Source organism: Variovorax sp. Varisp46, from assembly GCF_059491885.1.
Genome location: NZ_CP168515.1, coordinates 5,294,365 through 5,313,449, shown reverse-complemented (window position 1 = coordinate 5,313,449; position 19,085 = coordinate 5,294,365). Strand labels below are relative to the sequence as shown.

The following is a 19,085-nucleotide window of genomic DNA, read 5'->3' as shown; positions in this document are numbered from 1 at the left end:
CCTATGATCGACCCGCAAAAAAGGAAAGAGAAGCGTGCTCAACGGCTTGTGGCTGGGTTTCTTCGGGATGGCGGCGCTGGCGGCGCTGGGGCGGTGGCTCGTGGGGGGCGACCCGACCGTGTTCGCGGCCCTGGTCGAAAGCCTGTTCGCGATGGCGCGGCTGGCAGTCGAGGTGATGGTGCTGCTGTTCGGCACGCTCACGCTGTGGCTGGGCTTCCTGCGCATCGCCGAGGCGGCGGGGCTGGTCGGCTGGCTGGCGCGGCTGCTGGGGCCGCTGTTCCGGCGCCTCATGCCGGGCGTGCCGGCGGGGCATCCGGCGCTCGGGCTCATCACGATGAACTTCGCGGCCAATGCGCTGGGGCTGGACAACGCCGCCACGCCCATCGGCCTGAAGGCGATGCGCGAGCTGCAGCGGCTGAACCCCGACCCGGTGACGGCCACCAACGCGCAGATTCTCTTTCTGGTGCTCAACGCTTCGTCGCTGACCCTGCTGCCGGTCACCATCTTCATGTACCGCGCGCAACAGGGCGCGGGCGATCCGACGCTGGTGTTCCTGCCGATCCTGCTGGCCACCAGCGCCTCGACGCTGGTCGGGCTGCTGTCGGTGGCGGTGGCGCAGCGCCTGCGGCTGTGGGACCCGGTGGTGCTGGCCTACCTCGTGCCCGGCGCGCTGCTGCTGGGCGGCTTCATGGCGCTGCTGGGCACGCTGTCGGCGGCGGCCATCGCGTCGCTGTCATCGCTGCTGGGCAACCTCACGCTGTTCGGCGTGGTCATGGTGTTCCTGCTCGCCGGGGCGATCCGCCGCGTGAAGGTGTACGAGTGCTTCATCGAAGGCGCGAAGGAAGGCTTCGACATCGCGAAGAACCTGCTGCCGTACCTCGTCGCGATGCTGTGCGCGGTCGGCGTGCTGCGGGCCTCGGGCGCGCTCGACGTCGTGCTCGGCGGCCTGCGCTGGCTGGTACACGCAGGCGGCTTCGACGCGCGCTTCGTCGACGCCATGCCCACCGCACTGGTCAAGCCCTTCTCGGGCAGCGCGGCGCGCGCGATGCTGATCGAGACCATGAAGAGCCAGGGCGTCGACAGCTTCCCCGCGCTGGTGGCCGCCACCATCCAGGGCAGCACCGAGACCACCTTCTACGTGCTGGCCGTGTACTTCGGCGCGGTCGGCATCCAGCGCGCGCGGCATGCGGTGGCGTGTGCGTTGCTGGCCGAGCTGGCGGGCGTGGTGGCCGCCATCGCGGTGTGCTACTGGTTCTTCGGCTGAGCCTTGGGCTCGACGATCGGGAACATCGGCTCGAAGGTGTCGAGCATCGACATCAGTTCCGCCAGCTTCGCGCGGTCCCCGTCGATCTTCACCTTGCCCGCGAGCACCGCCGCAGGAAAGCTCGTCTCCTTCAGCGTGACCGCGTCGAGCGTGGCCCGGCTCAATGTCACCGTAGCGTCTGCACCCGGCTGCCGTCCCGCGATGTGGGTCAGCGCCGAGTTCTCCAGCGTCAGCACGAACTGCTGGTTCGAATCGGTGAAGTTCCAGTTGATGACCATCTTCCTGCCCTCGGCCTTGGCCGCATCGAGCCGCACGCCGAGGAAGTCGAAGAACAGGTCATTGCTCACCGCCTTCAGCGTGTCGGCATTGGAGCTGCTGCCCGCCGGGATCTTCGGCACGCCATTGCGCAACTCCATCGCGCCCACCAGGTAGGCGCTGCGCCACGTGCCGGCCTCCGACTGGTAGCCCAGCTGCTCGAGCGCGTCGGCACCCAGTTCGCGGGCCGCGCGGTTCGACGGATCGGCATACACGACCTGGCTCATCGCGCTGGCCACCCAGCGGAATTCGCCCTTTCCGAAGTCTTCGCGCGCACGGGCCAGCACCGCATCGGCGCCGCCCATGTACTCGAGCGTCTTCTTCGCATAGGCCACAGGCGGCAACGGGTTCAGGTTGGCGGGATTGGCGTCGTACCAGCCCAGGTATTTCTGGTACACGGCCTTGGCGTTGTGACTCAGCGTGCCGTAGTAGCCGCGCGCCGACCATTCCTGCTCCAGGCTCGCCGGCATGCGCAGCGTCTCGGCAATGTCGGCGGCGGTGTAGCCCTGGTTGAGCAGGCGCAGCGACTGGTCGTTGATGAACTTGTACATGTCGCGCTGCTTCTTCAGCAGCTCGACGATGCGCTCCTGCCCGAAGGTGGGCCAGTGGTGCTGGGCGATCAGCACCTCGGCCTTGCCGCCGAAAGCCACGCGCGCCTCGTCGATGTACTTCGACCACAGGTTGCCGTCGCGCACCTCGGCGCCGCGGATCGTGTAGAGGTTGTGCATGGTGTGCGTCACGTCTTCCGCCATGTCCAGCACGCGGAACTGCGGCAGGTACATGAGCATTTCCGACGGTGCCTCGGAGCCGGGCACCAGGCGGAACACGAACTGCACGCCATCGATGGTGCGCTCCTCGGTCGGCTTGTCGATGGTAGCCGTGGGCGCGATCAGCGTGACCGTGCCGCGCGCCAACGCCTTGCCCAACCCCGTGTCGACCTGCCCGCGCACGCCCGGCGGCAGCAGCGAGCCGAACTGGTACTGCGAGCGCCGGCTCATCGCGTTGCCCGCGAGGATGTTCTCGGCCACGGCCGTTTCCATGAAGCCCGCGGGCGCGAGCACCTGCACCTTGCCGGCCTTCACGTCGGCCTCGTCGACCACGCCCTTCACGCCGCCGAAGTGGTCGGCATGGCCGTGCGTGTAGATCACCGTGCCCACCGGTTTGCGGGGCCGGTGCCGGTAGTACAGATCGAGCGCGGCGCGCGCGGTTTCGGCGGCCAGCAGCGGGTCGATCACGATCAGCGAGGTGTCACCCTCGACGATGGTCATGTTGGCGATGTCGAAGCCGCGCACCTGGTAGACGCGATCGGCCACCTTGAACAGGCCGTGGATCGCATTGAGCTGCGCCTGCCGCCACAGGCTCGGGTTGACGGTGTCGGCCGGCGCGTCGGCCTTGAGGAAGTCGTACGGCTTCATGCTCCACACAGGGCGCGCGCCGGCACCGGGCACGAGCGCATCTGGCACGGTGCCGACGAAGCCGCGCATCGCGTCCTCGAAGTCCTGCCGGTCGGCGAAGGGCAGCGTCTTCGCCATGTCTGCATTGGCCTGCAAGGTGGAGGGCTGCGGCGCCTTGGGGGCGATCTGCGCGGAAATCGACGATGCGCCCAGCGCGCACGCCAGGGCAACGAGTGCGGTGGAGAAGGAAGAAGGGGTCATCCAACAATTCTGCGAAGCGCCGCAAGCATTGGCAAATGCAAAATATGCGCTGTCTTTTTAACCAGAACGCAAAATGCAGCTGCGCCAGCTCCAGCACCTCGTCGCCCTCGCCGACCAGGGCAGCTTCGGCCGCGCGGCACAGGCCTCGCACCTGTCGCAGCCCGCCCTCTCGCGCAGCATCGAGAACCTCGAGGAGGGCCTGCAGGCGCGCCTGATCGACCGCGCCTACGGCAGCGTGCGCTTCACGCAAGCCGGCGAGCTGGTGCTGGCGCGTGCCCGCGAACTGCTGGCCGACGCGAAGCAGATCGAGCGCGACGTGCTGCAGCTCGAAGGCCTCGCCATCGGCAGCCTCGCGGTGGGCCTCGGTCCCTTCGCCGCCGGCACGCTGGGCCGTGTGGCGCTGTCGCTCATGGCCCAGCGCCACCCGCAGCTGCAGATGCGCATGGAAGTGGCCGACACCGTCACCCTGTGCGAGCGCCTGCAGCGCCGCCAGCTCGACCTGTTCATCGCCGACACGCGCGACCTGACGAAGCGGCAACCCGGGCTGAAGCTCGCGCGCCTGCCCGACGTACCGGTGTCGTTCTTCGTGCGGCCGAAGCACCCGCTGCTGCGGCTGAGGCAGGCGACGCTCGAGAAAATCATGGCCTATCCCGTGGCCGGCCCGCACCTGCCGGCCGAGGTGGCAACGCATTTCGACCGGCAGGCCCGACGGGGCGACCGCAGCGTGTTCAACGTGACCTGCGACGACGCCGGCACGCTGCGGCATCTCGCGCTCACGGCCAACGCGGTGATCCTCGCCCCCGACGCCCCGGGGCCGGGCCACGAAACGGGCGCGCTGGTTCCGCTGCCGGTCGCGGGCCTCGCGCACATGCAGACGCACTACAGCCTCGTGACCCTGGCAGGGCGTACGCTTTCACCTGCCGCCACCGTCTACGCCAGCCTGGTGGCAGAGCTGATGAGCCCGGCCAAGCAGCCGGACAGGCGCTGAGCCAAAATGGTCCTCCGCCCTCCAAGCCTTGCCGCCTTTTTCAGTGACCACTTCCCGCCGGGCCCAGCCGCCCTCCTTTTCGCCCGACGAGTTTCGTGAAGCGCTCGGCATGTTCGCCACCGGCGTCACCATCGTCACCGCACGCGCGGCCGACGGCACGCTGGTCGGCCTCACGGCCAACTCCTTCAACTCGGTGTCGCTTGCGCCGCCGCTGGTGCTGTGGAGCCTGGCGCGCGCGGCCGGCTCGATGCCCGCGCTGAGCACCGGCTCGCACTACGCGGTGAACATCCTCGCGGCCAACCAGAAGGCGCTGGCCGAACGCTTCGCGGCCAAGAACATCGACCGCTGGGCCGACGTGGCCTTCACCGAGGGCCTCGGCGGCGCACCGGTGCTGGTGGGCGCGGCCGCCAGCTTCGAGTGCTTCAACCGCAGCCGCTACGACGAAGGCGACCACGTGATCTTCGTGGGCGAGGTGGAGCGCTGCACGCACGATGCGGGCGCCTCGCCGCTGCTGTTCCACGGCGGGCGCTTCTATACCGAGCATCCCTTGTGATGAAACGCCCTGCGCTGTTGTCCGTCCTGTTGCTCGCTGCGCAGACCGGCATGGCGCAGGAAACGGCGGGGCCGCTCAAGCAGAACTGGTTCGACGATCCGTTCTTCCAGGTGTCCGCGGGCCTGCCCGCCTGCGCGATGCCCGAAGGCCCGTTCTACACGGCCGAGGAACGTCGCCTGCAGACCCATTCGCGGCTGGAGCGCGGCACCAGCTGCTGGCTGGCCGGCAAATGCACCGACAGCAACGCCTACCGCTACGACAAGCCGCTCGCGCCCAAGGTGCGCGCCGCATTGCTGGCCGTGCCGGGCGTGAACAAGGGCAGCGTGTGGGTGATGATCCAGCGCCGCTGGGTGTACCTGCAGGGCTGCGTGCCCAATGCCGCGCTGGCGAAGAAGCTCGAACGCGCCGCGCGCGCCCTGCCCGACGTCGAGACCGTGGTGCCCGACCTGATGGTCGGCACGCGCGGCAAGCCGCCCTACCCTCGGGCCGCGAACTGACGGCGCCTTGCGCGCGGATCACGCTGGCGCGGTACGATCATCGGATGAATCTGGCGGGCGATCCGCCGTGACCGACCGCCCGCCAATGATCCAGCGCAAGACCCATCTCGACAGCCTCGCCATCGGCCTGCTCATTGCTTGCTGCGCCTTCTGGGGCCTGCAGCAGATCCTCATCAAGACCACCGTGGCCGAGGTGCCGCCGCTGTGGCAGGCCTCGATCCGCATGACCGGCGCGGTCGTGCTGCTGTGGCTGTGGTGCGTGTGGCGGCGCGTGCCGCTGTTCGAGCGCGACGGCACGCTGTGGCCGGGGCTGCTGGCGGGGCTGCTGTTCTCGGGCGAGTTCGCCGGCATCTACCTGGGGCTGCAGCACACCAGCGCCTCGCGGCTCACGGTGTTTCTCTACACCGCGCCTTTCTGGGTGTCGCTGCTGCTGCCGCGCTGGGTGCCTGCCGAACGGCTGCGCGGCTTCCAGTGGCTGGGCCTGTTCATCGCGTTCTCGGGCGTGGTGCTGGCTTTCAGCGAGGGTTTCGGCCACATGAGTTCGTCGCAGCTCGTCGGCGACGGGATGGCACTGGCCGCCGGCATGCTCTGGGGCCTGACCACGCTGACGCTGCGCACCACGCGGCTGGCCACGGCCAGTGCAGAGAAGACGCTGTTCTATCAGGTGGCAGTGACGACGGCGGTGTGCCCGGTGGTGTCGCTCGCGCTCGGCGAGCACTGGAGTTTTTCGTACTCCAGCTGGGCCTGGACCTCCATCGGCCTGCAGACCGTGATCGGCGCCTTCGCCAGCTACCTCACCTGGATGTGGCTGCTGCGGCACTACCCGGCCACGCAGATGTCGTCCTTCACCTTTCTCACGCCACTGTTCGCGCTGGTGTTCGGCGTGGCGCTGCTGAAGGAGCCGCTCACGGCGCAGCTGGTGGTGGCGCTGGTCGGCGTCGCGCTGGGCATCGTGCTGGTGAACCGGCGGCCTGCGGTACAACGCAGCGCATGAGCAAGACAACCACGAATTTCCAGCCGGTACTCGACGAGATCGTTGCCACCCTGCGCCCGCAGCTCGGCCAAGGCGGCACCGTCGCCAGCTACATCCCGGCGCTGGCACGCGTCGATGCGCGGCAGTTCGGCATTGCGCTGCGCACCTGCGAGGGCGAAGAGGCCGGTGCGGGCGACTGCGAGACGCCCTTTTCCATCCAGAGCGTGTCGAAGCTCTTCACGCTCACGCTCGCCATGCAGCGCATGGGCGATGCGCTGTGGGAGCGCATCGGCCGCGAGCCCTCGGGCAACCCGTTCAATTCGCTGGTGCAGCTGGAGAACGAACAGGGCAAGCCGCGCAATCCCTTCATCAATGCCGGCGCCATCGCAGTGGCCGACCGGCTGGTGAGCCACGCCAAGGCCAACGGCGGCAGCGCCAAGGCCGACATCCTCGCGCTCATGACGAGCCTGTGCGGCGAGCCCATCGGCTTCGACGACGAAGTCGCGCAATCGGAGGCCGACACGGGCTTTCGCAACATCGCGCTGGCCAACTTCATGAAGAGCTTCGGCAAGATCGACAACGACGTCGCGCCCGTGCTCGATACCTATTTCCACCAATGCTCGCTGCGCATGAGCTGCCGCCAGCTCGCGCGCGCCGCCGCCTACCTGAGCCGCGACGGCGCCCACCCGATCGACGGCGAGCCTGCGATCACCGGCGAGCGGCAGACGCGCCGCATCAACGCGCTGATGCTCACCTGCGGCACCTACGACGCGGCGGGCGACGTGGCCTTTTCCATCGGCCTGCCCTGCAAGAGCGGCGTGGGCGGCGGCATCGTGGCCGTGGTGCCCGACAAACTCACGCTGTGCGTATGGTCGCCCGCGCTGGACGCCACCGGCAATTCGCTGCTGGGCATGAAGGCGCTCGAGATGTTCGTGGCGCGCACGGAGCTGTCGGTGTTCTGATCGCTCTTCAGGCCGTGGCGGCCAACGGCGCCGAAGCCAGGCAACCCATGCCTTCCAGTGCGGCCTCCACCGCCTCTTCGAGCGGCGTGTGCGGCTCGCGCCCAAGGAAGGCCACCAGCTTCGCGTTGTCCATGCCCACGGGTGTGCGCCACAGATAGCGCATCTCGCGCATCTCGCGGAAGGTGACGACGAAGGGCGAGGCCAGCGTCAGCAGCCACCACGGAAAGGCCGACACGCGCACCGCGGCGCCGGTGCCGCGCGTGCGCCGCGCCACCACCTTGCCGATGGCGCTGCTCATGCGCGTGCCGTCGGCGTCCCAGTGGCCCGCCATGTGGAAGCACGCGAAGGGTTCGAGCCGGTCGCGCCGCGCGAGCAGCTCGACCATGGTGCGTGCCACGTCGGGCAGGTACGACCACTGGTGGCCGACACCGGCGCGGCCCGGGTAGCTCACGGCCTTGACCGGCTGCCCCGCCTTTACCAGCCCCTGCGAGAACCAGTTGTTGCCGGCTTTCGGGCCGAAGAAATCCCCGGCGCGCACGATCAGCACACGGGCGCCCTGGCGGCTCGCGTCTTCGAGGCGCCGTTCCATCTCCACGCGGATCGCGCCCTTGCGGGTGAGCGGGTGCTGCGGCGAGTCTTCGGCCAGCAGCGGGAAGGCGTCGGGGCCGAAGTTGTAGACCGTGCCGGGCAGCACGACGGTCGCGCCCTCGGCCTTCGCGGCGGCGATGGTGTTGTCGAGCATCGGCAGCACCAGCTCCGACCAGCGGCGATAGCCCGGCGGATTGACCGCATGCACGATGACCGCGCAGCCCGTCGCGGCCTGCCTCACGGCCTGCGCATCCATCGCGTCGCCGGCCAGCCAGGTGATGCCGTCGCTGCGGCCTTCGGTCGCGCCGCGCTTGAGTGCGCGCACCTGCCAGCCTGCGTCGCGCAGCTGGCGCGCCACCTCGCTGCCGATGCCGCCCGTTGCGCCAAGAACCAGAACCGTGTCGTTGCGTGCCATGAAATGCTCCAGAACAGTTGTCGATGGACGAATTCTGGATTTGGCGAGGTTCAAAAGGAATTGCCGAACATTAACCAGCAGCTATACATTTCTGTATGACTTCGAACATCGGCTGGGAGCTCTACCGCTCCTTCCTCGGCGTGCTGCGCGAGGGTTCGCTTTCGGGCGCCGCGCGCGCGCTGGGCATCACCCAGCCCACGGCCGGGCGCCACGTGGCCGCGCTCGAGGAGGCATTGGGCGTTGTGCTCTTCACGCGCTCGCAGGTCGGCCTGCTGCCGACCGAGGTGGCGCTGGCCTTGCAGACCCACGCCGAGGCCATGGAAAGCACTGCGGCCTCGCTGGAGCGCGCCGCCAGCAGCCATGGCGCGGGCGTGCGCGGCGTGGTGCGGGTGTCGGCCAGCGAGGTGATGGGCGTGGAAGTGCTGCCGCCCATCGTGGCGCGGCTGCGCGAAGCGCATCCGGCGCTGAAGGTCGAGCTGGTGCTGACCAACCGCGTGCAGGACCTGCTGCGGCGCGAAGCCGAAATCGCCGTGCGCATGGTGCGCCCGAAGCAGGAGCAGCTGGTGGCGCGCCGCATCGGCAACATCGAACTGGGCTTTCACGCGCACCGCGACTACCTGGCGCGCCACGGCACGCCGCGCAAGCTCGAGGCGCTGGCCGCGCATGCGGTGATCGGCTACGACCAACCGCCGGCCTTCGTGCGCAACGCGGCCAAGGCGGGCAAGGCGTGGCCGGGCTATGGCCGCGACGCCTTCTCGCTGCGCACCGACAGCGACCTGGCCCAATTGGCGCTGATCCGCGCGGGTGCGGGCATCGGCATCTGCCAGGTCGGCCTCGCCCGGCGCAGCGACGCGCTGGTGCACCTGATGCCGCGCACCTTCTCGATGAAACTCGACACCTGGGTCACCATGCACGAGGACCTGCGCCACAGCCCGCGTTGCCGCGCCGCGTTCGACGCGCTGGTCGAGGGACTGCAACAGTACGTTGGCGCGCCGGAAGTAGCCGGCACACAGGGGAAAATGGCCGCCGCGAGAACCCAGGCCACCGAATGACCGACCTTACCGAACCGAACGACTCCGACTCCCTCCCCCTGCAGGAAGACCGCCTCTGGCGCGACGACCGCTGGACCGCCCGCATCATCAAGAACGAGGAAGACGACGGCTGGGCCGTCGAGATGACGCGCCACGGCGACCCCGAGCCGGCACTGGTCGGCCCCTGGACCATGGGCCGCGACAAGAAGAATCCGAAGCCGCTCGACGGCCCCGCCTTCTCCACGCTGGTGAAGACCGCCGCCGAAGTCATCCGCCGCCACGAGCAGCAGCTGCACGCCACGCTCAACAGGAGCGTGACCGTCACCACGCGCGATGACCGGCGCGTGCGCGTGGCGCTGGCCATCGTGCCGGACGAGGACAACCCCTCGGCCACGCTCAGCGCCTACGACGATGCCGACGACTCCGAGCTCGCCAGCGTGAACGTGTCGCCCGCGTTCAGGCTCACGGCCAGCAGCGCGAGTGCGTGGATCGAATCCGGCTACGCGCGGCCGCGCTGACGCACCGGGTACCAACGCAATCAGCGAAATGACGTATGTGCAGCCCGCGCTGAGTTGAGAACAATCGGCTTCGACGACACGAACCCATTGCTCCACCGGAAAGCCCGGATCGGTTGAACGCCGATCCGGGCTTTCTTGTTTTTCTTTCTCAACCATCCTTCAGGAGCAGCGTCATGAGACACGGTGATATTTCGAGCAGCAGCGATTGCGTGGGCGTCGCGGTCGTCAACTACAAGATGCCCCGCCTGCACACCAGGGCCGAGGTGCTGGACAACGCCCGCAAGATCGGCGAGATGCTGGTCGGCATGAAGAAGGGCCTGCCGGGCATGGACCTGGTGATCTTCCCGGAGTACTCGACGCACGGGATCATGTACGACGAGAAGGAGATGTACGACACGGCCGCCACCGTGCCGGGCGAGGAGACCGCGATCTTCGCCGACGCCTGCCGCCGCGCCAACGTTTGGGGTGTGTTCTCGCTGACCGGCGAGCGCCACGAGGAGCATCCGGACAAGGCGCCCTACAACACGCTGATCCTCATGAACAACCAGGGCGAGATCGTCCAGAAGTACCGCAAGATCATGCCGTGGGTGCCCATCGAGGGCTGGTATCCGGGCGACCGCACCTACGTGAGCGAGGGCCCCAAGGGCATGAAGATCAGCCTGATCATCTGCGACGACGGCAACTACCCCGAGATCTGGCGCGACTGCACGATGCGCGGCGCCGAGCTCGTCGTGCGGTGCCAGGGCTACATGTACCCGTCCAAGGAGCAGCAGATCCTGGTGTCGAAGGCCATGGCCTTCATGAACAACACCTACGTGGCGGTGGCCAACGCGGCGGGCTTCGACGGTGTGTACTCGTACTTCGGCCACTCGGCGCTGATCGGCTTCGACGGCCGCACGCTGGGCGAGTGCGGCGAGGAGGAGATGGGCATCAACTATGCCGAACTGTCGATAAGCCTGATCCGCGACGCGCGCAGGAACGGCCAGTCGCAGAACCACCTGTTCAAGCTGCTGCACCGCGGCTATACCGGCACCATCAACTCGGGCGACGGCGACAAGGGGCTGGCGGCCTGCCCCTACGACTTCTACGCGAAGTGGATCAACGACCCCGAAGGAACGCGCGAGATGGTGGAAGCGCTCACGCGCAGCACGGCGGGCACGCCGGAGTGCCCCATCGAGGGTATTCCGAACGGGCCGGCGCAAGGCCGATGAACATGGCTCAGGCCTGACTGAAGGTCTTCAGCACCTCGAGCACGCTCAGCGTCGCACCGTCGAGCAGCGCATGCTGGCGGTGCGCGATGCCCACGCAGCGCGTGAGCTTCGGGCTCACCGGCAGGATCTGCATGCGGTCGTTGCCGGACACCGTGTCGGTCGACTGCTGCAGCGGCAGCAGCGCGGCACCGTAGCCGGCGGCCACGAGGCTGCGCATGGCGGCGTCGTAGTTGAGCTCGATGCGCGCGCGCGGCGCGAAGCCGGCGGCGGCGAACCACTCCATCGTGAGGCGGTACATGTGCGTGGCCGCTTCGTTGAAGATCAGCGGCTGTGCCGCCAGCCAGGCCGGCGTGACGCGCTTCGGCGCCTTCCAGCGGCGCGGCACGAAAGCCATCATGGGCTGCTTGCACCATGGCGTAACGACGATGCCGCGCAGCGGCGGCTGCGGAATGGCGACCAGGCCGATGTCGAGCGTGCCCGCCGCCAGCCGCTCCATGGCCTCGTAGGAGCCTCGGATGCTCACCTCGACGTCGATGCCCGAATGCTCCGCGCCCAGTGCCTCCAGCACCTGTGGCAGCAGGTCGACCAGCACGCCGGTCGAGGTGCCCAGGCGCACGCGGCCCACGCGCCCTTCGGCCTGGCGCTTGACGGTCTCGATCGCGTCGTCGGTGTCGCGCAGCAGCTTGCGCCCGCGCTCCACCAGCGCGGCGCCCGCCGCCGTCGGCGTGATGCGCCGGTTGCCGCGCACCACCAACGGTGCGCCGAGGCGCGATTCGAGTTCGCTGATGTGCAGGCTCACCGTGGGCTGCGCGAGGTGCAGCGCCCTGGCCGCCGCCGAGAACGTGCCGAGGTCGACGATGGCGATGAGGGTGCGCAGCTGGTCGAGGTTGAGTTGTCGCATCGGTTCACATCAGGAAAGGTGATGACGAGTGTCAGGAATCTCAACTTCCACAATAGCATGCGTCGCCTGAAGATGAGCGCTCCCAACCAAGGAGCCCATCGTGACCGCGCCAAAGCCATCGTCCTTCCATCAACGCCTGATCCATGCCCTGCGCGGCTGGCACCGCCGCGTGATGGATCGCCGCCGCATGCGCGCCGATGCGTCGCAGCTTTCGCACATGAGCGATCACGAGCTGCGCGACCTGGGCATCGGGCGCAGCGAAGTGCCGCAGCTGCTGGACCGCGACCGTTACTGACACCACCGGATTTGAGGTTCAAATCGGGGCCGTGCCCAAGCCAGTCCTTCCCGCTCTCCTTTCCATCGAACTCACTTCGCCGCAGTCGGTCAATGGCCGGCGCGCGGCCTTTCAGTCGCTCTGGCTGCTGGTGCGCATGCGGCATGCCCACGATGCCGGCGCCGGCATCGTGCGGCTGGCGGACCTGCGCGGCGAGGTGTCCGACGCAAGTACGCTGCGCATGGTCGTGAGCCGCGCGTTCCGCGACTTCAAGGCCTGGCGTATCGAGGTCGGCTGGGGCGAGGACACGCAGCGCGAGCCCCGCTTCCTCAATGCAGAACGGCGCAGCCAGGGCCCGTTCTGGCTGCCGGCCGCCGAGGCGAAGCGCGTGCGCGTGCTGGTCGAAGGCCGCGCGGCCACGACGGCCGAGGTGGCGTCGTTCCTCGGGCTGCGTTCGCGCGGATCACAGGTCGCCCGGACCGCCGGCTCGCCGCCGCCCGATGCCGTGCACCTGCAGGACGCGGCTTTCTGGAAGCAGCTGGTCGCGTCGCAGCAGGCGGCGCGGCAGGGCCGGCTGATGGCGCCCGTGGCGGGCGAGAACACGGGCGGGAGCGCCCTCGAATCGATCCGCCTCGCCGGCACGCTGGCCGCCACCGACTTCCAGCGCGCCCTGGTCACGCTCAACGAGGCCATGCTGTGGCGCCGCCTCGGCGACAACGAGCAGGCGCGGCGCCGGCTGCAGGCGCTCAAGAAGCAGCGGCTCGCGCACCACGTGGCGGGCAACGACTACCTCGGCGCGATGGAGTGCATCGTCTCGGCGTGGTGTGCCTACACCGCGCGCGACCTGCCGCTGGCGCAGTCGCTGCTGGGCGGTATGGCCGAAGACGCGGCTCGCGCGCTGGTGCTGCGGCACCACCCCGACGTGCGCTTCGAGTGGTGCAACCTCTGGGCGCTGGTGTGCCGCTCGCGCGCGCTGGCGCTGTCGGCCGACGACATGCCCGCGGCCGCCGCACTCGCCGAGGAATCGCTGCGCCGCTTCGGCGAGGCGCTGGCGGCCGCCTTCGAGTCGCACTCCTTCGACGCGGCGCAGCACGTGGCCGCCAACATGGGCATGGCCGCATGGCTGTTCGACCGCGTGGGACTGTCCGACCTGCCCGCGCTCGCCCACGACGGCAAAGCCGACACCACCCGCCGCGCCGTGCAGTGGATCGCCTTCAGCGAATGGCTCTGCAGCCGCGCCGACGGGCAGGGCCGCTCGGCGTGGAACGCGATCTACCTGATGCGCATCGCGCGCGGCCACTGCAGGCCGGAGACCCGGCCCACGCTCGCGCAGTTCCGCGCGCAGAAGCCGCTGGACCCGGCCGCGGTCTCGGCGCTGGCCGGTCCGCTGGCCGACGCTTTCGACGCCGCGAATTGGCCGGCGCACTGGGTGCAGGTGGCGCAGGCGCGGCTGGCCGATCACCAGGCCGGGCAGCGCCGCTACCCGGGCCTGCAGCATTGCAGCCTGCTGTTCGAGCACGCCTGGTACGCGGCGCACGCGGGCGACCTGAAAGCGGCGGAGCAGTCGCTGGCCTCGCTGCGCGAAGCGCTGCCGCAACTGGTGCCGAGCGACCGCGCCTACTTCACCGAATCGTGGAACGACGCGCTGCCGGCAGAACTGGTGCTGGAGGCGAAGCCGCCACGTCGGCCGGCGGCGCGGAAGAAGGCCGCGTCGCGCGCAAGCTAGACTGGTTTTCAGCAGCATGCCCGAGAACTCCAACGACCCCATCGACCTGGCCGCCCACCGCGAACGCCGCGCGCGGCAGCAGAAGCTGCGCGCAGCAGCGCAGGCATCGCACGGCGCCGACGCATCGGCGAAGCCGGGGCCGGACGAAGTGCCCTGCATCCGTTGCAAGGAGCCCGTCTTCGGCTACGCGCTGCGCTGTCCCCATTGCGGCGTGCATTTCAGCGGCCGCGCCGAAGACTTCGCGCCGAAGGAAGGTCTGTCGCGACGCGCGAAGGCGATCGTCGCGCTGGTCGCCGTGGCGCTTCTGCTCGCGGGCCTGAGCGACGACATCGCGGCCCTGTGGTGGCGGATGAAGTGAGTCCTGCCGCGCTCAGCGCGCGGCGGACGGCTTGGCAGTCGACTTGCGCACCACCAGCTCCGGCCGCAGCACCACTGTCGACGCCGACATCGAACGGCCGTCGATCTCGTCGAACAGCATCTCGGCCGCGCGCCAGCCCAGCTCGCGGTGCGGCAGGCGGATGGTGGTGAGCGGCGGGTCGACCATGTCGACCAGCGGCATGTCGTTGTGGCCGGTGATGGAAATGTCCTTGGGTACGCGCAGGCCGGCTTCGCGCAGCGCGTCGTAGGCGCCCAGTGCCACGAGGTCGTTGCAGCACACCACGGCCTGCGGGGCGGCGCCGGCTTCGAGCATCTGCTTCATCGCCACCGCGCCGGCTTCGCGGCTGTAGCTCGCGCACTCGACCACGCGGAAGGGCTTCATGCGGTGGTCCCTCAAGGCCTGCTCCACGCCCAGCCGACGGCCCACGCCAGTGGGAATGTTCTGCGGGCCCGCGAGGTGCGCGATGCGCTTGTGGCCCAGGCCCACGAGGTGATCGACCGCGAGCTTCATCGCCAGCCGGTCATCGCTGACCACCGCGGGCAGGCGGCCGGTCTCGTCGGCCCGGTTGACCAGCACCGCGGTCATGCCGGCCTGGGTGACGAATTCGATCAGCGGGTCGTCGCGCGTGGCGGTGGCCATGACCACCCCGTCGACCCGCTGCGCCAGCATGCGCTCCAGCACGGGCCTTGCGAGCGCGGGATCCACGACGTTGGTGACGAACACGAAGTACCCGCGCGCCGCGGCGCTGGCCTCGATGCCCTGCAGGATGGGCGGGAACACCGCGTTGGTGATGTCCGGCACCAGCACGCCGATGGTGTGGGTGCGGCCCGTTCGCAGCGCCGAGGCCGCGCGGTTGGGCCGGTAGCCCAGGCGCTGCGCCGCCTCCTCGACCACGCGCAGCACCTCGTCGCTGATCAGCGAGCGCTTCTTGGGGCTGAGCGCGCGGGAGACGGTCGACACGTGCACGCCGGCGGCGCGGGCGACGTCGCGGATGGTCACGGGCGTGGAAGTTGGGCTGGTACTCATGGATTGATGCAAACGGTTGTCGTGCCGGTCAGGGGTGCACGGGGCGTTCTGGTATTCCCGACCTGCTGAACGGGGGCATTTTACTTTTCAGCGATCTGGACTAATATCGTGCAAACGATTGCACTAATCCACCATGAACATCGCCACCTCCCCCGAATCGGTGCTGGGCTTCACGCTCGATGCCATGAAACGCACGCCCGACCCGCGGTTGCGCACCGTGATGGAAGCCGTCACGCGCCACCTGCATGCCCTGGTGCAGGAAGTGAAGCTGACGGAAGAAGAGTTCGAGCAGGCACTCGAATTCATCGTCGCCATCGGCCATGCCACGGGCGAGACCAAAAACGAGGTGGTGCTGGCGGCGGACATCCTGGGTGTATCGACCGTGGTCGCGCTGCAGAACAACCAGGACCCGCATGGCGAATCGCCGGCCGCGCTGCTCGGGCCGTTCTGGCGCGCGAACTCGCCAGACTGCGCACTGGGCGAGAGCATCGCGCGCTCGGGCACGCCGGGCATTCCGCTCGAAGTGACGGGCACGGTGCGCGACGGCAGGGGCCAGCCGGTGGCCGGCGCCACGGTCGACGTGTGGCAGGCCTCGCCCATCGGCCTCTACGAAAACCAGGACCCGTCGCAGGAGAACATGAACCTGCGCGGGCGCTTTTCCACCGACGCCGAGGGCCGCTTCCATTTCCGCAGCGTGCGTCCCGCCGGCTACCCGGTGCCGACCGACGGCCCCTGCGGCGTGCTGCTGCGCGCGCAGGTGCGCCACCCGAACCGGCCCGCGCACCTGCACTTCATGGTGAGCAAGCCGGGCCACAAGGTGCTGATCACGCAGGTCTTCGCCGACGACGACGAGAACCTGGAAAGCGACCCGACCTTCGGCGTGACGCGCCGCCTCATCGGCCGCTTCGCACTGGCCCCCGACGGCAAGAGCGCGTCACTCCACCACGACTTCGAACTCGAACCGGGCGAGATGAAGTTCCCCCGCCCTCCTATACCTTGACCACCCCCAGGCTGCGCGCACTTCGTGTCGCTTCGCCAACCCCCTTCGAGGGGGCAACACCTGCGGCCCGGCAAAGCCGGTTCCGCGGTGTTCCGCGAAAAGACTCCGTACCGACTCATCCACTCCTTTCACATCCATGAGCTTCGATCCAGTCTCCAGACTCGACGGCAAGGTCGCCGTCATCACCGGCGGCCTTGGCGCCATCGGCTATGCCACGGCCACGCGCCTGGCCGCGCTCGGCGCCACCTGCGTGCTGCTGCACCGCAAGGGTGACGATGCGGCGGCGCGCGCGGCCGCCCTGCCCTCGGTCAGCGGCCAGCGCCATGCCGCGATCCGCGCCGACATCGTCGACACGCCCAGCCTCGTGGCCGCGGCGGCGGAGGTGAAGGCCACGCTCGGGCGCTGCGACATCCTCGTCAACAGCGCGGGCCATACGAAGCCGGTGCCGGCAGGCGACCTCGACACGCTGACCGACGAACTCATCGACGACATCGTGCGCGCCAATTTCCGCGGCGTGTTCGCCACCATCCGCGCCTTTGCGCCGATGCTGAAGGCCAGCGGCGACGGGCTGGTGGCCAACATCTCTTCCATCGCGGGTTTCACGGGCGTGGGCAGCAACCTCGCCTACGTGGCCGCCAAGGCTGGGCTCGACGTGGTGGGCGACGCACTGGCCAAGGCACTCGCGCCGTCGGTGCGCGTGGTGTCGGTGTCGCCGGGCGCGGTGGAATCGGGCTTCGTGCCCGGGCGCGGCGCGGAGTTCGCCAGCAAGATGGCCAGCACCACGCCGCTGGGCCGCATCGGCTTGCCCGAGGACGTGGCGGCCACGGTCGAAGCGCTGGCCACCACCCTGCGCTTCGTGACCGGCACGCGCATCGTGGTCGACGGAGGGCGCCACCTGTGAGCACCGCCAAGACACTCATCACCTGCGCGGTCACGGGCAACCTCGTGAAGCCGGAGCAGACGCCGCACCTGCCGATCACGCCGGTGCAGATCGCCGACGAGTGCCTCGCCGCGGCCGAGGCCGGCGCGGCGCAGGTGCACATCCACGTGCGCCATCCCGAAACCGGCAAGCCCTCGATGGAGGTCGAGCTGTACCGCGAGGTGGTCGAGCGCATCCGCCGCGAGAACCGCGAGCTGATCGTCAACCTCACGACCGGGCCGGGCGGGCGCTTCATTCCGAGCGAGGACGATCCGAAGATCGCCGCACCGGGCACCACGCTGCTGCCGCCCGAGAAGCGCGTGGAACACATTGCGCTCATCAGGCCCGACGTGTGCTCGCTCGACCTCAACACCATGAACTCGGGGCCCGACGTGGTCATCAACACGCCGAAGAACGTGCGGCGCATGGCGAAGGTGATGCGCGAGGCCGGCGTGAAGCCCGAGCTGGAGATCTTCGACTCCGGCGACATCAACCTCGCGCTCGACCTGATCGCCGACGGCACGCTCGACGGCCCGGCCATGTGGACCTTCGTGCTCGGCGTGAAGTACGGCTTCGCGCCCACGCCCGAGACGCTGCTCTATGCGCGCAACATGCTGCCGCGCGGCGCCTTCTGGAGCGCCTTCGGCATCGGGCGCATGGAGTTCCCGATCGTCGCGCAGGCATGGCTGCTGGGCGGCCATGTGCGCGTGGGCATGGAGGACAACATCTACCTGGAGAAGGGCGTGCTCGCCGAGAGCAACGCCCAGCTCGTGGCGAAGGCGCGCGACATCCTGCAGAGCCTGGGTGGCGAGATCGCCAACCCGCGCGAGGCGCGCGCCATGCTGGGCCTGCCCGGTGCGAGGAGCTGAACGATGAGCGTCGCAGCCATGCATACCGCCCACAGCTCCCGCGCGTTGCGCGTGAACGAGAAGGCAGCCAACCTCGATGCGCTGCAGCTCGAAGCCACGCCGCAGCCGGAGCCCTCGCCGCCGCCCGGCCATGCCGTGGTGCGCATCGCCGCCGCGGCCGTGAACCCCAGCGACGTGAAGGCCACGCTGGGCATCATGCCGCAGGCCGTGTGGCCTCGCACCCCGGGACGCGACTTCGCGGGCACCGTGGTGAGCGGCCCTTCGGAGTGGATCGGCCGCGAGGTCTATGGCTCCGGCGGCGACGTGGGCATCACCCGCGACGGCTCGCATGCGCGCTACCTGGTGCTGCCAGAGCAGGCGCTGCGCGCCAAGCCCCTAGGCATCTCGATGGACGAAGCCGGCGCGGTGGGCGTGCCCTTCGTCACCGCTTACGAAGGCTTTCGCCGCAGCGGCATGCCGCAGGCGGGCCAGACTGTGCTGGTGCTCGGCGCCAACGGCAAAGTCGGGCAGGCTGCGGTGCAGCTGGCCTCGCAGGCCGGCGCACGCGTGATCGCGGTACAGCGGCATGCCGGTCCCTTCGAGGGCTTTGCCAGCGGACCGGTGGACGTGATCGATGCGCGCCACCACGCCGACGTGGGCGCGCAGGTGCGCGAACTCACCGACGGGCGCGGTGCGCACATCGTCTACAACACCGTCGGCAGCGCCTACTTCGAGGCCGCCAACAAGGCGATGGCCAAGGGTGCGACGCAGATCTTCATCGCCACGCACGAGCGCGCGGTGCCCTTCGACATCTTCGCGTTCTACCGGGGCATGCACACCTATGTGGGCATCGACTCGCTGGCGATGGACTGCATCGCCAGCACCGCGCAGCTCGACGCCATGCGCGAAGGCTTCGAGCGCGGCACGCTGAAGCCCTTTCCCGTCGCACGCAGCTTCACGCTCGACGAAGCGATCGACGCCTACCGGCTGGTGCTCTCTGGCAGCACCGACCGCGTCGTGCTGCGACCCTGAACCCTGGAGC

Annotated in this window: 20 protein-coding genes; 16 read left to right on the top strand and 4 right to left on the bottom strand. The window is 69.2% G+C overall.

Features of this window, described 5'->3' with window-relative positions:
• The first annotated feature begins 34 nt into the window (after positions 1-34).
• Positions 35-1,264, top strand: a complete 1,230-nt coding sequence (locus tag ACEN9N_RS25230; RefSeq protein WP_413335820.1) for a nucleoside recognition domain-containing protein — start codon at positions 35-37, stop codon at positions 1,262-1,264.
• Here the strand turns inward: ACEN9N_RS25230 and ACEN9N_RS25225 are convergent.
• A complete protein-coding gene (locus ACEN9N_RS25225; RefSeq protein WP_495654783.1) occupies positions 1,246-3,234 on the bottom strand; it encodes an alkyl/aryl-sulfatase in 1,989 nt (662 codons plus the stop codon). The genes ACEN9N_RS25230 and ACEN9N_RS25225 overlap by 19 nt on opposite strands.
• Positions 3,235-3,307: 73 nt before the next feature.
• Here ACEN9N_RS25225 and ACEN9N_RS25220 point away from each other — a divergent pair, with 73 nt between their 5' ends.
• The 5 genes from ACEN9N_RS25220 to ACEN9N_RS25200 all read left to right on the top strand — a co-directional run bounded on the left by ACEN9N_RS25220 (position 3,308) and on the right by ACEN9N_RS25200 (position 7,207).
• Positions 3,308-4,222, top strand: a complete 915-nt coding sequence (locus tag ACEN9N_RS25220) for a LysR family transcriptional regulator (RefSeq protein ID WP_413315043.1) — start codon at positions 3,308-3,310, stop codon at positions 4,220-4,222.
• A 43-nt stretch (positions 4,223-4,265) separates the two neighbouring features.
• Positions 4,266-4,775 carry a flavin reductase family protein gene (locus ACEN9N_RS25215; protein WP_042674233.1) on the top strand — a complete coding sequence of 170 codons (510 nt, stop codon included), beginning with the start codon at positions 4,266-4,268 and terminating at the stop codon, positions 4,773-4,775.
• On the top strand, positions 4,775-5,272 hold the full coding sequence (locus ACEN9N_RS25210) for a BON domain-containing protein (RefSeq protein WP_007837902.1): 498 nt from the start codon (positions 4,775-4,777) through the stop codon (positions 5,270-5,272). The genes ACEN9N_RS25215 and ACEN9N_RS25210 overlap by 1 nt, the downstream gene beginning before the upstream one ends.
• Positions 5,273-5,357: 85 nt before the next feature.
• Positions 5,358-6,266, top strand: a complete 909-nt coding sequence (locus tag ACEN9N_RS25205) for a DMT family transporter (protein WP_495654782.1) — start codon at positions 5,358-5,360, stop codon at positions 6,264-6,266.
• A complete protein-coding gene (locus ACEN9N_RS25200) occupies positions 6,263-7,207 on the top strand; it encodes a glutaminase (protein WP_495654781.1) in 945 nt (314 codons plus the stop codon). The genes ACEN9N_RS25205 and ACEN9N_RS25200 overlap by 4 nt, the downstream gene beginning before the upstream one ends.
• Positions 7,208-7,214: 7 nt before the next feature.
• On the opposite strand, the gene ACEN9N_RS25195 is transcribed toward ACEN9N_RS25200, so the two are convergent.
• Positions 7,215-8,210: an NAD-dependent epimerase/dehydratase family protein gene (locus ACEN9N_RS25195; protein WP_007837906.1), complete on the bottom strand. Its 996-nt coding sequence runs from the start codon at positions 8,208-8,210 to the stop codon at positions 7,215-7,217.
• Between the two features lie 95 nt (positions 8,211-8,305).
• Here ACEN9N_RS25195 and ACEN9N_RS25190 point away from each other — a divergent pair, with 95 nt between their 5' ends.
• The 3 genes from ACEN9N_RS25190 (at position 8,306) to ACEN9N_RS25180 (ending at position 10,970) form a co-directional block, all read left to right on the top strand.
• Complete coding sequence (locus tag ACEN9N_RS25190; protein ID WP_495654780.1) at positions 8,306-9,262, top strand: LysR family transcriptional regulator; 957 nt, start codon at positions 8,306-8,308, stop codon at positions 9,260-9,262.
• Positions 9,259-9,759: a hypothetical protein gene (locus ACEN9N_RS25185; RefSeq protein ID WP_413315039.1), complete on the top strand. Its 501-nt coding sequence runs from the start codon at positions 9,259-9,261 to the stop codon at positions 9,757-9,759. Before ACEN9N_RS25190 ends, ACEN9N_RS25185 begins: the two co-directional genes overlap by 4 nt.
• A gap of 173 nt (positions 9,760-9,932) precedes the next feature.
• Complete coding sequence (locus ACEN9N_RS25180) at positions 9,933-10,970, top strand: aliphatic amidase (protein WP_495654779.1); 1,038 nt, start codon at positions 9,933-9,935, stop codon at positions 10,968-10,970.
• Between the two features lie 7 nt (positions 10,971-10,977).
• On the opposite strand, the gene ACEN9N_RS25175 is transcribed toward ACEN9N_RS25180, so the two are convergent.
• Complete coding sequence (locus tag ACEN9N_RS25175; RefSeq protein ID WP_495654778.1) at positions 10,978-11,871, bottom strand: LysR family transcriptional regulator; 894 nt, start codon at positions 11,869-11,871, stop codon at positions 10,978-10,980.
• Positions 11,872-11,971: 100 nt separating this feature from the next.
• On the opposite strand from ACEN9N_RS25175, the gene ACEN9N_RS25170 reads away from it, so the two are divergent.
• Genes ACEN9N_RS25170 through ACEN9N_RS25160 form a run of 3 tightly spaced genes read left to right on the top strand, consistent with a single transcriptional unit; the run spans position 11,972 to position 14,229 of the window.
• Entirely contained in the window at positions 11,972-12,166 is a 195-nt protein-coding gene (locus ACEN9N_RS25170) for a YjiS-like domain-containing protein (RefSeq protein ID WP_007837912.1), read from the top strand.
• A 31-nt stretch (positions 12,167-12,197) separates the two neighbouring features.
• Positions 12,198-13,871, top strand: a complete 1,674-nt coding sequence (locus ACEN9N_RS25165; RefSeq protein ID WP_495654777.1) for a hypothetical protein — start codon at positions 12,198-12,200, stop codon at positions 13,869-13,871.
• Positions 13,872-13,887: 16 nt separating this feature from the next.
• Positions 13,888-14,229 (top strand): hypothetical protein, encoded by a 342-nt coding sequence (locus ACEN9N_RS25160; RefSeq protein ID WP_413315036.1) that lies wholly within the window; start codon positions 13,888-13,890, stop codon positions 14,227-14,229.
• 12 nt (positions 14,230-14,241) lie between these two features.
• Here ACEN9N_RS25160 and ACEN9N_RS25155 read toward each other — a convergent pair whose 3' ends face one another.
• Complete coding sequence (locus ACEN9N_RS25155) at positions 14,242-15,276, bottom strand: LacI family DNA-binding transcriptional regulator (RefSeq protein ID WP_495654776.1); 1,035 nt, start codon at positions 15,274-15,276, stop codon at positions 14,242-14,244.
• Between the two features lie 133 nt (positions 15,277-15,409).
• On the opposite strand from ACEN9N_RS25155, the gene ACEN9N_RS25150 reads away from it, so the two are divergent.
• The 4 genes from ACEN9N_RS25150 to ACEN9N_RS25135 all read left to right on the top strand — a co-directional run bounded on the left by ACEN9N_RS25150 (position 15,410) and on the right by ACEN9N_RS25135 (position 19,075).
• Positions 15,410-16,276 carry a dioxygenase family protein gene (locus ACEN9N_RS25150; RefSeq protein WP_007837932.1) on the top strand — a complete coding sequence of 289 codons (867 nt, stop codon included), beginning with the start codon at positions 15,410-15,412 and terminating at the stop codon, positions 16,274-16,276.
• Positions 16,277-16,412: 136 nt separating this feature from the next.
• The gene (locus tag ACEN9N_RS25145; protein WP_495654775.1) at positions 16,413-17,177 is read left to right on the top strand and encodes an SDR family NAD(P)-dependent oxidoreductase; all 765 of its coding nucleotides are present in this window, start codon (positions 16,413-16,415) and stop codon (positions 17,175-17,177) included.
• Positions 17,174-18,064 (top strand): beta-keto acid cleavage family enzyme, encoded by an 891-nt coding sequence (locus ACEN9N_RS25140; RefSeq protein WP_495654774.1) that lies wholly within the window; start codon positions 17,174-17,176, stop codon positions 18,062-18,064. The genes ACEN9N_RS25145 and ACEN9N_RS25140 overlap by 4 nt, the downstream gene beginning before the upstream one ends.
• Positions 18,065-18,067: 3 nt before the next feature.
• Entirely contained in the window at positions 18,068-19,075 is a 1,008-nt protein-coding gene (locus ACEN9N_RS25135; protein WP_413315033.1) for a quinone oxidoreductase family protein, read from the top strand.
• Positions 19,076-19,085 lie beyond the last annotated feature (10 nt).

Bases quoted from the DNA above. Each gene is read 5' to 3' on its own strand.
- ACEN9N_RS25135 (WP_413315033.1), top strand. From the start codon at position 18,068: ATGAGCGTCGCAGCCATGCATACCGCCCACAGCTCCCGCGCGTTGCGC.
- ACEN9N_RS25155 (WP_495654776.1), bottom strand. From the start codon at position 15,276: ATGAGTACCAGCCCAACTTCCACGCCCGTGACCATCCGCGACGTCGCC.
- ACEN9N_RS25180 (WP_495654779.1), top strand. From the start codon at position 9,933: ATGAGACACGGTGATATTTCGAGCAGCAGCGATTGCGTGGGCGTCGCG.
- ACEN9N_RS25150 (WP_007837932.1), top strand. From the start codon at position 15,410: ATGAACATCGCCACCTCCCCCGAATCGGTGCTGGGCTTCACGCTCGAT.
- ACEN9N_RS25145 (WP_495654775.1), top strand. From the start codon at position 16,413: ATGAGCTTCGATCCAGTCTCCAGACTCGACGGCAAGGTCGCCGTCATC.
- ACEN9N_RS25220 (WP_413315043.1), top strand. From the start codon at position 3,308: ATGCAGCTGCGCCAGCTCCAGCACCTCGTCGCCCTCGCCGACCAGGGC.
- ACEN9N_RS25200 (WP_495654781.1), top strand. From the start codon at position 6,263: ATGAGCAAGACAACCACGAATTTCCAGCCGGTACTCGACGAGATCGTT.
- ACEN9N_RS25185 (WP_413315039.1), top strand. From the start codon at position 9,259: ATGACCGACCTTACCGAACCGAACGACTCCGACTCCCTCCCCCTGCAG.
- ACEN9N_RS25195 (WP_007837906.1), bottom strand. From the start codon at position 8,210: ATGGCACGCAACGACACGGTTCTGGTTCTTGGCGCAACGGGCGGCATC.
- ACEN9N_RS25190 (WP_495654780.1), top strand. From the start codon at position 8,306: ATGACTTCGAACATCGGCTGGGAGCTCTACCGCTCCTTCCTCGGCGTG.
- ACEN9N_RS25225 (WP_495654783.1), bottom strand. From the start codon at position 3,234: ATGACCCCTTCTTCCTTCTCCACCGCACTCGTTGCCCTGGCGTGCGCG.
- ACEN9N_RS25205 (WP_495654782.1), top strand. From the start codon at position 5,358: ATGATCCAGCGCAAGACCCATCTCGACAGCCTCGCCATCGGCCTGCTC.
- ACEN9N_RS25160 (WP_413315036.1), top strand. From the start codon at position 13,888: ATGCCCGAGAACTCCAACGACCCCATCGACCTGGCCGCCCACCGCGAA.
- ACEN9N_RS25210 (WP_007837902.1), top strand. From the start codon at position 4,775: ATGAAACGCCCTGCGCTGTTGTCCGTCCTGTTGCTCGCTGCGCAGACC.
- ACEN9N_RS25175 (WP_495654778.1), bottom strand. From the start codon at position 11,871: ATGCGACAACTCAACCTCGACCAGCTGCGCACCCTCATCGCCATCGTC.